Origin of the sequence: Zunongwangia sp. HGR-M22, from assembly GCF_027594425.1 — a bacterium.
Lineage (GTDB): Bacteria > Bacteroidota > Bacteroidia > Flavobacteriales > Flavobacteriaceae > Zunongwangia.
Genome location: NZ_CP115159.1, coordinates 1209412 through 1221843 on the forward strand (window position 1 = coordinate 1209412; position 12432 = coordinate 1221843).

10 protein-coding genes are annotated in these 12432 nt (G+C 36.2%); 5 read left to right on the forward strand and 5 right to left on the reverse strand.

The window, feature by feature from the left end; genetic code table 11:
* Nucleotides 1–4 precede the first annotated feature (4 nt).
* Nucleotides 5–280, reverse strand: a complete 276-nt coding sequence (locus PBT91_RS05360) for a helix-turn-helix domain-containing protein (protein WP_333474236.1) — start codon at nt 278–280, stop codon at nt 5–7.
* Between the two features lie 575 nt (nt 281–855).
* Between PBT91_RS05360 and PBT91_RS05365 the strand changes: the two genes are divergently transcribed.
* Genes PBT91_RS05365 through PBT91_RS05375 form a run of 3 tightly spaced genes read left to right on the forward strand, consistent with a single transcriptional unit; the run spans nt 856 to nt 8118 of the window.
* On the forward strand, nt 856–3867 hold the full coding sequence (locus tag PBT91_RS05365) for a SusC/RagA family TonB-linked outer membrane protein (RefSeq protein WP_270060753.1): 3012 nt from the start codon (nt 856–858) through the stop codon (nt 3865–3867).
* 5 nt (nt 3868–3872) lie between these two features.
* On the forward strand, nt 3873–5267 hold the full coding sequence (locus PBT91_RS05370) for a RagB/SusD family nutrient uptake outer membrane protein (RefSeq protein ID WP_270060754.1): 1395 nt from the start codon (nt 3873–3875) through the stop codon (nt 5265–5267).
* The gene (locus tag PBT91_RS05375; protein WP_270060755.1) at nt 5254–8118 is read left to right on the forward strand and encodes a M16 family metallopeptidase; all 2865 of its coding nucleotides are present in this window, start codon (nt 5254–5256) and stop codon (nt 8116–8118) included. Before PBT91_RS05370 ends, PBT91_RS05375 begins: the two co-directional genes overlap by 14 nt.
* Before the next feature lie 58 nt (nt 8119–8176).
* On the opposite strand, the gene PBT91_RS05380 is transcribed toward PBT91_RS05375, so the two are convergent.
* From PBT91_RS05380 to PBT91_RS05395, 4 genes are all read right to left on the reverse strand, one after another.
* The gene (locus PBT91_RS05380; protein ID WP_270060756.1) at nt 8177–8431 is read right to left on the reverse strand and encodes a DUF6520 family protein; all 255 of its coding nucleotides are present in this window, start codon (nt 8429–8431) and stop codon (nt 8177–8179) included.
* A 95-nt stretch (nt 8432–8526) separates the two neighbouring features.
* Nucleotides 8527–9024, reverse strand: a complete 498-nt coding sequence (locus tag PBT91_RS05385; RefSeq protein WP_270060757.1) for a MauE/DoxX family redox-associated membrane protein — start codon at nt 9022–9024, stop codon at nt 8527–8529.
* 154 nt (nt 9025–9178) lie between these two features.
* Nucleotides 9179–10132 carry a helix-turn-helix domain-containing protein gene (locus tag PBT91_RS05390; protein ID WP_270060758.1) on the reverse strand — a complete coding sequence of 318 codons (954 nt, stop codon included), beginning with the start codon at nt 10130–10132 and terminating at the stop codon, nt 9179–9181.
* A 35-nt stretch (nt 10133–10167) separates the two neighbouring features.
* Nucleotides 10168–10536 carry a DUF7793 family protein gene (locus tag PBT91_RS05395; protein ID WP_270060759.1) on the reverse strand — a complete coding sequence of 123 codons (369 nt, stop codon included), beginning with the start codon at nt 10534–10536 and terminating at the stop codon, nt 10168–10170.
* A gap of 357 nt (nt 10537–10893) precedes the next feature.
* On the opposite strand from PBT91_RS05395, the gene PBT91_RS05400 reads away from it, so the two are divergent.
* Both PBT91_RS05400 and PBT91_RS05405 read left to right on the forward strand, forming a co-directional pair.
* Nucleotides 10894–11640 carry an RteC domain-containing protein gene (locus tag PBT91_RS05400; protein ID WP_270060760.1) on the forward strand — a complete coding sequence of 249 codons (747 nt, stop codon included), beginning with the start codon at nt 10894–10896 and terminating at the stop codon, nt 11638–11640.
* Nucleotides 11641–11762: 122 nt separating this feature from the next.
* Nucleotides 11763–12347, forward strand: coding sequence for an RNA polymerase sigma-70 factor (locus PBT91_RS05405; protein WP_270060761.1), 585 nt, complete (start codon nt 11763–11765; stop codon nt 12345–12347).
* Nucleotides 12348–12432 lie beyond the last annotated feature (85 nt).

Below are 12432 nucleotides of genomic sequence, written 5' to 3' on the forward strand. Positions count from 1 at the left end.
TATTTTACCGTAATTTTTCAACTAATTTAAAAAAATCGGAAAGGGAAAGATTTCTGGATTCACATATCTTCTGCAGAGTACCAATGGATATTCGATATTCTTTTTCATCTAATAATCGTCTTACTGTTTTTTCATCAATATTATGACTTATTGCAAATTCACGATTTGATTTGGCATTTTTAATCCAAACTGAAATACAACTATTAATGTCCCTATAAATCTTTTGCATAGAACAAAAGAAAAATTTTAACATAAGAATTATGCGGACAAAAATCCGCATAATTAATAAAATTGCTATATTAGCATTGAATTATTAATTTGCGAAACTTCTTAAAGTAAAATATTAGAAGCATTCGCTTTGAATCTCGCTATTGAAAACTGGTAATTTTTATGTGTACGAGAGGATAAGCATAATGCTCACGACCCGGGCGTGGGCTTGCTTATTGTACACAGGTATACCAGTGCCTCAATAGCATAAGTAAGTCACCATGCCCTTTCTTTTTTTAGACTTCATTCAAAGCTTTTCTTCTTATAAATATTAATACTGGTTTTGCAGTTTTAAGACCCTACTTTTTTATTGGTAATCCATTGGGAGCTTCCTAGTGGTTATTCCGGGAATCGCAGCAAACCCTAAATTTTGCTGTGGTGATGGGTGGGTGAGGTATGCCCTAAAATGATGTAATGATTGTGTAATCTAAAATAAAATCTATAAGAATAAAAGAAAGCAAAACCACACATTTGAATTAGCCTTAGGCTAGGCTTTAAGCTAAAAAAAGCCTTCCCGCGTGTTGGAAGCATTGGGGAAGGCTTATGGCTTGATGAACTATTAAAGTAACACAAAACCACAGCGAAATTATGAAAAATAATTACAAGCGCTGCAATATTGCAGTGCTAATACCCCTTTTATGTTCATTTTTCTTTTTAGGGAAGATGAATGCAAGCCCTTTTTATCATCTTTCTACTTATAAACCTAAACTTTTTGTTCAACAACAAATTACCGGAACCGTAACAGATAAGGAAGGTGTTCCTATTCCCGGAGTTAATGTCATTGTCTCGGGATCATCTACCGGTACTATGACCAATCTGGATGGTGAATATACCATTACCGCCAGTGTAGGGGATACCCTGGTGTACTCTTATATTGGATTTAAAGCATTTAAAGTTCAGGTAACTGAAACCTTTTCTGGTGATATCACTTTAGTAAGTTCTATTGATGCGCTGGAGGAAGTGGTCATCAATGCCGGGTATTATAATACCACCCAGCGGGAACGTACCGGGAATATCGTAAAAGTAAGTGCTGCTGAGATAGAAAATCAGCCGTTAGTTAATCCCTTGCAGGCCCTACAGGGTAGAATGGCCGGGGTAGAAATTACACCAACTATAGGGATTCCAGGAGCATCTTCAAGTATTCAAATCCGTGGGACTAATAGTCTTAGGGAAGAGGGGAATCTGCCTCTTTATATAGTTGATGGTATTCCCATTAATTCAGCGCCAATTGATGGCGTTTCTCTGATAGGCCAATATGGAGGAGGGGCAGATCCATTAAATACCATTGGACTGTCTAATATCGAAAGTATTGAAGTGCTTAAAGATGCTGATGCTACCGCTATTTACGGTTCCCGGGGTGCTAATGGAGTAATCCTTATAACAACTAAAAAAGGAACGACCGCTAAAGGTCAGCTTGAAGCGCGTTTTTATACCGGAGCGTCAAGTCTTCCCAATCCTATGGAAATGCTTAATACCCAGGAATATTTAAAGGTGCGAAAGGCTGCTTTTGAAAATGATGGGGTAGAACCTACCAACTCGAATGCTTACGATCTTTTAGTATGGGAGCAAAATGGGTATACCGATTGGCAGGAATACTTTTTAGGGGGTACCGCCCCGGTTACTAATGCGAGTTTGCAATATTCGGGGGGAAGTAGTCAAACTGGTTTTCGCCTTGGAGGAACCTATCTTAACCAGGGAACGATTTATCCTACAGATTTTAAGTATGAAAAAGTAACAGGGAATTTAAATCTAAATCATAGAAGCAAAGATGATAAACTTCAGCTTAACCTTGCCGTAAATTATGGGATTGACCGTAACGATCTGGTAGGAGCAACTAGCCTTCTATCTTTTCCTTTTTCGATTCCGCCTAACGCGCCATCAGTATTAAATCAAGATGGTAGTCTTAATTGGGATGACTGGCTCGCTGTTGGACAAAATAATCCACTATCAGGTTATTTTAATAATACTACAAGCCGTGTGAATAACTTTATGGCTAATCTAAGTATTTCCTATCGACTGCTGGAAGGATTAAACTTTAAAACCAGTATGGGATATACCGATCTGCAAAGCCGGGAAATTCAAAAAATGCCTTCTTATTCTTACAATCCCAATTATAATAGAGCACACCAATCAACACATACGAATGTTAACCGATCTTCCTGGATTATTGAGCCTCAGTTATTATATGAAAAGAACATTTTAGGAGGAACAGTAAATGCCATTTTAGGAACGACATTCCAGAAGAATGCCGGTCATTCGGAGCAACTAACAGGTGTTGGCTATGTTTCTGATGTTCTTATCGGAAACCTGGCCGCGGCAGAATCTATCACAGGAAATTCTTATCTGGATACAGAGTATAAGTACAATGCAATTTTTGGTCGCCTTGGTTTTAAATGGCAGGATAAATATTACCTGAACTTAACTGGAAGAAGGGACGGCTCTTCTCGGTTTGGTCCCGGAAAACGTTTTGCTAATTTTGGAGCAATAGGGGCTGCCTGGATTTTTTCAGAAGAGTCATTGATTAGAAATAAACTTTCCTGGTTAAGTTTTGGAAAACTTCGAGGAAGTTACGGTACGACAGGGAATGATCAGATTGGGGATTATGGATACCTGGATGCTTATGAAGTAACCATGGGCCCTTCGGGATTATATCCTACACAACTTTTTAATCCTAACTATTCCTGGGAAACCAATAAAAAGTTAGAACTGGCAATCGAGCTCGGTTTTTTAAAAGACCGAATCAATTTGGCCATCAGCTGGTATCGAAATCGATCTTCTAATCAATTGGTAGGGCTTTCACTGCCTGCAATGACGGGATTTAATTCTGTTCAGGCCAATTTGCCGGCGACAGTAGAGAATAAGGGATGGGAGATTGAATTGAATACGCGTAATATTCAATCCAAAGGCTTCAATTGGCAAACTTCCTTTAATATAAGTTTCCCGGAAAACAAGCTTATCGCTTTTCCCGATCTGGAAAATTCCAGCTATCAGAACACCTATCAGATTGGAGAACCTTTAAGTATTAGGTGGCTTTACCAATATGAAGGTATAGATCCTGAGACGGGATACTATGCTATTGCAGATATAAATGGTGATGGTCGTTATGATTATAATGACCGTATAGAATCTAAAGCACTGGTAAGGGAATATTATGGTGGAATAAACAATTCGATTACCTATAAAAATTTTTCTTTAGACTTTTTGTGGCAGTTTGTAAAGCAGGAGGGAACGCTCCTTTTTATGGACGCTGGTCGAATTGGTAATCAACGCCAGGAGGCATTGGAAACTTTAAATGCTGACAGCCCATATCAAATGGCCTCACAATCGATATTTGGTCTTATTGCTTATGCCAATGTACAGAACAGTCCTTTTTTCTATACAGATGCCTCTTTTCTGAGGCTAAAAACGCTTTCTCTTAATTATAAAATACCAAAGAGTATATTGGAGTTTTTGGCCATACAACAAGCGAATCTATTTATTCATGGACAAAATTTAATTACCATCACGCCGTATAAAGGTCTTGATCCGGAAAGACCCCAGACAGGGAATTCCTATGGGGGACTTAGAACCGTTACAGCTGGAATTCAACTTAATTTTTAATAATTATGAATACAAAAAACATTGCAAAATATATCGCTATAGTCCTATGTGTAATCCTGGCAGGCTGCGAAGACTTTGTGAGTATCGAGGCACCAAACAACAAAATGGTGCGAGCTGATATTTTCGAAGATGAAACCGCTGCCGAAAGTGCTATGCAAGGTATATATAATCAACTTTTCGTACTTGCTTTTAGTAATGGATTTGAGAATAGCGTCACCAATCTCACCGCATTATCCGCTGATAATCTTCGATTAATTCGTGAAAGTAATCCTACTTATTTAGAGTTTCAGGAAAATGAAATTTTACCGGATAATAGCAGAAATCTTTCTTTATGGTCGAGTGCATATAATTTGATCTATTTAACTAATTCCTTACTGGAAGGCTTAGAAGAATCCTCCTTAGATGAAAACTTTAAGCAAGCTGTGGAGGGACAGGCTCTTTTTATTCGAGCGTTCACCTATTTCAATCTGGTGAACCTGTATGGAGATGTACCGTTGCTGTTAACTACAGACTATACTTATAATGCTCAAGCTCCAAGAATTTCAGCAACGGAAGTATATGATCAGATTATTAGAGATTTGGAAGATGCAGCGTCTTTGCTTTCCGAGGAATATGTTCAGAATCAAAGAACCTACGTTAATCAAAATGTGGTTTATGCTTTGATGGCCAGGGTTTATTTATACCTGGAAAACTGGGAAATGGCATTAGATTACAGTAATCGCGTGATCTCAAAAACAAGTTCTTATGAATTGTTATCTGATTTAAATGAAGTGTTTCTGATGAATAATAGGGAAGCCATATGGCAAATTTCGCCATTGGGAAATGGCGAGGTTACTACACAGACCTATGAGGGAGCGCTATACATTATTGAGCCGGGAGCATCAGCAAGTTATAATCTGGCACTTACCCAGGATTTAATAGATACGTTTGCGGAAAATGATTCGCGGCTGATTAAATGGATAGACTTTAGTGAAGTAGAGTCTGTCTATTTCGCACATAAATATAAAGATCGCTACAGCACCGGGAATGTTACCGAATATTCAATGGTTCTTCGTTTGGCCGAACAATATTTAATTCGTGCCGAAGCCAGGGCAATGAAGAATAAGATCAATCTTGCTATAGATGATATTAACAAAATACGAACTAGGGCAGGTATTGAGGCTTTAGATAAGAATAGTTCTTGGAATATGGAAACCCTACAATCCCTAATACTGGAAGAACGACGAAGGGAGCTTTTTACCGAATGGGGACATCGATGGTTTGATTTAAAAAGAATGAATAAAACTACCGAGGTGTTATCCCCTAAGAAAACCTCCTGGCAATCCACTGATAGTTACTATCCAATTCCTGCTGAAGAACGCCGGATAAATTCCAATTTAACTCAAAATGAGGGATACTAGAATGATGCGCAAAGTAAATAAATACATAGGTTGGTTTATTTCAATTTGGATGATACTAGGATTGGTTTTTCCGGTGGAGAGCATAGCCCAGGTGACCAAAGCTAAAGATAACCTTATTCAGGGAAGTCTATCCAATGGTTTACGGTATTATATAAAATCGATCCCTTCGGAAACTAAATTGCATATGAATCTTATAGTTAAAGCAGGATCGATAGTTCAAGATAAAAATCAGTACGAAGTAGCCCACCTTCTTGAACATTTGTCATTAAGGGAAAGTGAACATTTTCCGAATGGCATCGCAAATTCCGATAGTTTACTCACGGCAATAGGCAATCGAGGTATTGGACGAGATTTTTATGCTTTTACAGGCTATGAAGAGGTTTCCTATACATATAACGCAAATGTCGGAAATTATCAAAGTATGGAGACGGGACTCATCTGGTTTAGGGATATCGCAGAGGGATTGAAATTATCCTCAAAAGATATACGAATTGAGAAGGAATTAGTTAAGCAGGAAAATGCGCTTAAATCCTCCGCTAAATCGGTCAATAAATCTCTTTTGTTTCAGAATGTATTTCCTTGTATGGCCAATAAATATGAATATGATAAGAAAGTAGATGCTGTACAACTTAGTGACATTAAAAGGTTTTACAAGGATTATTATCAGCCACAAAACCTGGCCATAAGAATCGTAGGGAATGTGGTAGAACCGGAAATCCTTATTAACAAGATCAAACTCATGTTTGGGGAATTAAAAAACTCAAATTCCAAAGTAAAATTAGAAGCTTGCAGTGTTATTGATCCATCCGGAGTGTCACAATTTGAAGTTTTGGAACGCTTGGTACCCTTAGAGGTAGATGATCACAGGGTCAGCATAAACTTGTTTTATCGAGATGAGCCTTATAAGGATAAACCAATATCTACTCAGGAAAGGATCGATAGATTAAAACAGAAAATTATACAAGAATTAATGGCCGAAGCCTTCCAAAAGGAAATGGCATCTTTGAGAGAAGTATATAACCCGAAATTTGACTTTTTAATAAAGGGCTATTCTAATTTTATGAACTCACCATCACTGATCTGGATGGAGATTATGACAGATCCCGAGGATGTAGAATACACCTTGGAAACGGTATTTGACAACATAAATATGTTTAGATCTTTTGGGGTTTCAAAGGAAGAGTGGGATGTTCTTAAAAATCGAAAATTATCAATGCTCAAAAAGAAGGAAAATGCACCACTATATTATTGGGAAAAAGAAATCCTAAATAATTTCTTGCATGAGGAATTGCTTGTCGATGGAAAGGAAACAATGATTAAGTACTGGTTGCAAAAATTGTCATACAGGGATTTTAATTCCCAAATAGAAACTTTTTTTGGAAAGAAACCGAAGAATATGATGATTATGGTGGCTAAGGGGCACAAGAAATCTATTGCTAAAAATTATATATCAAACCTAATTGACAACACACTGAAAGAACATAAAACTTCAATTAGAAAAAACAATGAAATTTCTGAAGTTCTAATGTCCGATTCACTGAAACAAAGTTTAGAGCCAAAGGCATATACCCAAATTCAGGATTCCACGAAATATAATCGCTACAGGTTAAATAATGGATTAGAGGTTATCTTGGTTAACGATACCACGTTAAAAAACAAAGTTGAAATTCATGGCTTTAGCCCTATAGGAGCCTTAAGCTTGCCGGAGCGAGATTTTTACGCTGCTTCGTATGCCCCCAGATTGGTAAAACATTCCGGGATTGGAAATTTTGATAAATTTCAACTAGAGCATCTTACCAACAAATATAAGGGGTTAAATTACTACCAGTATATAAATCCCAATGAGACAGGCATAAAAGTTACAGCAAATAGTAGAGATATTGAAAATTTAATGCAACTGATTTTTTTATCCGTATCCAAACCACGTAAGGATAAAGCTGCATTTGACGATTGGAAGAACAGCATAGCAAAAAGCTTATTAGATCCTACATACAACCTGCGTGGAATTAACTTTTCAAATCATATTAAGGAATATATGAAAACCCACGATATCGCTTTCCATATGGGAAGTACTTTTGTAGAACAGGTACAAAAACTTAATTTGGGTAGAATGCTAGAAGCGTACAGCAAATTGTTTTTGCAAAGTGAGCGGTTCACCTACATCATTTACGGGGATTATGATGAAGAAATTATGCTAAAATTGTCACAGAAGTATTTGGGGAATTTACCGGTAATTCCTGTAAAATTAAAAGAAATTAATATTTACAATAGAAAGGATGTTATGACATTAAAAAGTCATGAAGTGGAATTTCAGTCCTTCAAGCCTAGTGATAATATAATATTTTCTACGATATCTTTTACTGAGCCTAAACCCTTCTCCTGGAAAGAAAACTTAAAAGTTCAATTTCTTGGGAATATCCTGCTAGAAAAGACTTTTGCGCTGAGATTCGATAAAGATTTCGCATTGTATGATCTTATAGGGGGTGGGTTTTATGATGACGTACTACACCGATATAAATTGATGACAAAAATGGATTGTACCCAGGAAGAATTTGAGCAGGTTAAAGAAGCTACCGGTATAATTTTTAAGGACTTACGGGCAGGAAAAATAGAAAATCATTTATATACGAAAGTATACCAGGAAATTGAAAAAAGAATCAGTTTAGCATCAGAAAGTCCGCGCTCATTAAACGATTTTTATCAGTATTATAACAAGAATTACTATCAAGAAGATTTTCTTAAAAAAGCGGAGAAACTTGAATTTCTGCAATCATTGACCATTGATGAAATTAAAAGCTTTGCTGAAGATTTTTTGAAGGAAGAACACCTATTTAAATTTACTATGTATTAAACAATAAGAGGCACACTGTGATGTAGTGTGCCTCATTTTTTAGAAAATTAGATTATTATTAAGGTAAAACAGTAATGCTACCGTCTCCTTCTTTCTTGGAGTTTAAATCCATGGTATCATAAACATCAAATGGTCCTTCACCCCTTCTTGTCACTAAACAATCATTGGATTGTGGCGAACAATTAATTTCAGGAATAGCTTCCCATTGATCATCAACACGAATATAATCGCTTTCTTGCTGATTCGCTGTTGTAAACGACATTCCGATCGCACTAACAAAGGCTAGTGCCGGGATTAAAAATTTGGTTTTCATAACATGTAAGTTTTGAATTTATAAAATAGTCCTAGTTTAAACAGATAGACCTTCTCGCTGCACTCACGCGTGAAATTCTTTATAGGGTTTTATTTTTATGATTGTATTTTTTTGGTAGTCACCTTAACCGGTCGTTTCGTAATATACCAGGCTACTAAGCTTAGTATAAGATTAACCAGGTTAAATACCACATGTTGCTTCCAACTCAACAAGGAGATCAGTCCCCCGCAACTACAGGGCTTGTTGGGTAAAAACCAGGTAATCCAGCCGGCATAAAGGCTTAGAAAAATAAATAATAAAGCAATACTTAAATAGCCGATCCTTCGAGTAGTTTTAAAGCTTATACTTATGGCTAGTAAAATTTCTATGATCGGTATCCACCATTTTAAAAGATCGGCTGCTGCTTTATTAAGATATAATGGAGCATTGATCAGTGCGATATATAGACTGTTACCTTCAATAAATTTACTGATACCGGCATAACTTAACAAGACAACAAAATAGAATAATAAAACACCACGGAAAATTTGATAAAGCTTTGCTTTCCCAGTCTTAACATCTTTGTCATTGTGCTGCAATAGATTGTCGCTCATGATCATTTACTTTTATATCAGGTCTATGGATGCTTCTATTGATACTGATGCATTTCCATACTATTTGTTAGTAAATGTCATGATTTAAACTATTGCGGAGTGGGGTGCGATTGTCCTGATTGGCTTTTAAATTCAATACGAGACTTGTGCAGCTTTAATTTCTTCCGCTGAAGTAATCTTTCCGATATTGAGATGGAGTAACTCCAAAATGTCGTTTAAAGCGCTGAGTGAAATGGGCGGCGGTCTTAAACCCAAAATGATTCCCTATTTGTTTAATACTCATTCCTCCTCCTTCAAGTATGACCAGGCTTCCTTCTAAACGTTTTTGCATGTCATATTGAAGAATCGATTTACCGTAATGTTCTTTAAAAACTCGTTTGATTCTACTAAGACTGGCTCCGGCTTTAAATGCTATATCGGGTAGTGAAGGGATGGTATGATGCAATCCATCCATAATAATACGATGTAATTTTTGAGCCAACTGGTAGTCATAAATATTCTTAGAATCACTTTCCATGACCTTTAGAGCAAGGGGAGAAGCTAGCGCTTTGGAATGGATGGAATGTTTTGAATTAATATTGACTTCAGGGATATCCTCTTCAGGATTGTAGCCTGTGATGATATATCGGTTTTTCTGATTCCACATGTTAAGTTTACATACCTGTACTTTTAATGGAAGTAGTAGACCAGCTGGGCTTTTGAAATCTAAAATTCCAAAATCAAATCCCTGATTAGTGGATTTCGGAACTCCTTTAAAACAACGTTTGTATTTTTTCCGGGAGGATTTACTTAAATACTGTGGTAAGTGTGGCGATTCTATATCAGGCTTGGATAAAAAATCTTCATTTCCTATGTACCCTTCAATCATATGATTATGGTCAATTTGGATGAGAAGACGTGGTTGTATGAATTGATATGATTTGGTTTGTAAATCTCTAAACATTTTTGCCAGATATAAACTTGCATGGTTGAAGAGTAATGATAGTGTATCAATCTCATCTTTCTTTTCTGAAATCGGAAGTCTGTAAGAGAATGTTCCAGAAGAGGCTTTCAGTAGTGCTTCTACCAATAGATGATATCTTGGGTCTGAAAATAGTCGCTTTGGCATAGCCTTGATATTTTGCGATTAGAGAAATAAACTTATTACCTAAAAGGCTTAAGAAATTCTATTGCTTCATGCTGCTTGAAACATAACTTGGTAGGAATATGGGGGTGATGAAAATCGATAAAAATTTTCCCCATATAATGCTCATAAGAGGAGTGTGCAATAATGGCTAAAGCTTTTATCATCACAGTGCCATCACTGGCTAAAAATGACATGGCCTCATCGGTGATGTTACCTATTTTGCGCATATCGCATAAAATAGGATATAGTTTTTCATTCTGAAACAACAATCTTTGAGCAACAATAACCTTTGCTTTTCGGAGATTAATTTCTGGAATCGGTTTGTATTTAAAATATAAAATTCCATCATTAATCCACATTTCCGTATACTTCGTCTCCTTCCGCATAATTCATGGATTTAAAAACAGTATTTAATGTGTTTTAATACCTGGGTGAGAGAAAATTCCTTCATAAATATATAAATTTTATTTATTTAACCGATTTTGATATCCCTACTTCTTATTATCTGTTAGGTCTAAAAAATATTCTAATTAGGTCAATTTATTAGTTCGGACAGGTTATTTTAAACGTTTGCCCAAACTTTTTATATACTTTATGATTTCCTTTTTTTAATGTTAAACAATAGGATGAATGTCTAATTTTTAAATGCTTATGTCATGTTTGAAATGATACTGCAGAGATTTCATGATGAGGTGAGGAAAGAACAGCAAGGCACCCAGGATTATTTGAAACACTCCATTGAAATGATTCAGTTTTGTCGGGAAATACTGATAGAATTGAAAAGTCAGGTGGAGGAAGAAGACTTCGAAAGTGTACCGGAAGAAATCCATTTCTTTAAAGAAATCAAACCTCAACCCATGAGCTACTTAATTTATTATACTTACGTCCGTAGCTGTGAGCTCCATAAACCTAAGGCCGGAAAACAATATAAAATCCGATTTCTGGAAAAAGAGATGAGAAAAGTCAATAAATTCTTCGCGAAAAATACGGACTTTACTTACTATATGGAACAGGGCTACACGTATTTGGATCATACTTTCTTTACCCGTCGTGGAATCGAAAAGTTTCCTATGGATCCTACAGAAAACCAGTATTTCGATCCGGATTTTACAACCTCTCATGATCTGCTTTGGGCAAAAATTCAAGCAGTATATCGCTATATTCATTACCTGCGGGAACAACTCCAAAAACTCCACGGGAAAGACCTGGAATTTTCGATTGATAAAAAGCATCGGGTGCTGGTCTGGACCAATAGTAAAACGGCTCTGGTAGAACTCATCTATGCGCTGCATAATAACGAAGCTTTTAATTATGGTAAATCTGATCTCAATACAATCACCCATGCCCTGGAAGAGGTGTTCAATATTCGGTTGGATAATATTTCCAAGACGTATATGGAAATTAAAGCTCGTAAAGGAAGTAAAACCAAATATCTGGATGAACTGGGAATTAAATTTCAATTAAAGATGGAAGCGGAGGATGGTAGGTGAGGGAACTATAATATTAACTTATTGGTAATCTATATCTCCTTTAGCCCGGAATGCTAATTCATTACTTGAAGTTTACAAATCCTTAATATGGATTTTGAGAGATTTTATTTTATTTGTTGCCAATGAAATCGATCCAAATAAATGATTTTAATTTATTAGCCTCCCAGGTAAAAAATGGAAGTACTCTGGCTTATAAGAAATTGTTCGATTCGCTGTGGGAGCCATTATACAGGCATACGCAAAGCATTGTTATGGATGAACATGCAGCCAAGGATATACTTCAGGAAATTTGGATAGATTATTGGAATCGTAAAACAACGATCTCTCCCATAAATATACGTGCCTATCTTTTTCAGGCTGCCAAGTACAAATCCCTGAATTACTTGCGAAATACAAAATTCAATAAGGTGCATGTTGAAGCTCTTGATCAATTCATCCAGGAAGACGAATTTTCTATAGATGGATTAGAAAAAGATAAATTGTTAGGGAAAATTCTGGAAGATGCTATTAACAATTTACCGGAGCGCTGTAAAGCTATATTTAAAATGAGTAGGATGGAAGGCTATACAAATGATGAGATAGCGCAGTCCTTAAATATATCCAAAAGAAGTGTTGAAAATCAAATCTCTATTGCTTTAAAAAAATTACGTGTCGATCTGAAAGGACATGAATTAGCATTTGTTATATTTTCATTATACCTGATTTAATTAATTGTTAAGCTATCCTATCTGCTGTTAACAAAATTTTAAGTGTCAGATTATTGGTGTGAGTTCTATTTACCGAAAGGTATTT

Bases quoted from the DNA above. Each gene is read 5' to 3' on its own strand.
- PBT91_RS05395 (WP_270060759.1), bottom strand. From the start codon at position 10,536: ATGCGGAAGGAGACGAAGTATACGGAAATGTGGATTAATGATGGAATT.
- PBT91_RS05370 (WP_270060754.1), top strand. From the start codon at position 3,873: ATGAATACAAAAAACATTGCAAAATATATCGCTATAGTCCTATGTGTA.
- PBT91_RS05380 (WP_270060756.1), bottom strand. From the start codon at position 8,431: ATGAAAACCAAATTTTTAATCCCGGCACTAGCCTTTGTTAGTGCGATC.
- PBT91_RS05400 (WP_270060760.1), top strand. From the start codon at position 10,894: ATGATTCAGTTTTGTCGGGAAATACTGATAGAATTGAAAAGTCAGGTG.
- PBT91_RS05375 (WP_270060755.1), top strand. From the start codon at position 5,254: ATGAGGGATACTAGAATGATGCGCAAAGTAAATAAATACATAGGTTGG.
- PBT91_RS05365 (WP_270060753.1), top strand. From the start codon at position 856: ATGAAAAATAATTACAAGCGCTGCAATATTGCAGTGCTAATACCCCTT.
- PBT91_RS05385 (WP_270060757.1), bottom strand. From the start codon at position 9,024: ATGAGCGACAATCTATTGCAGCACAATGACAAAGATGTTAAGACTGGG.
- PBT91_RS05360 (WP_333474236.1), bottom strand. From the start codon at position 280: ATGCGGATTTTTGTCCGCATAATTCTTATGTTAAAATTTTTCTTTTGT.
- PBT91_RS05405 (WP_270060761.1), top strand. From the start codon at position 11,763: ATGAAATCGATCCAAATAAATGATTTTAATTTATTAGCCTCCCAGGTA.
- PBT91_RS05390 (WP_270060758.1), bottom strand. From the start codon at position 10,132: ATGCCAAAGCGACTATTTTCAGACCCAAGATATCATCTATTGGTAGAA.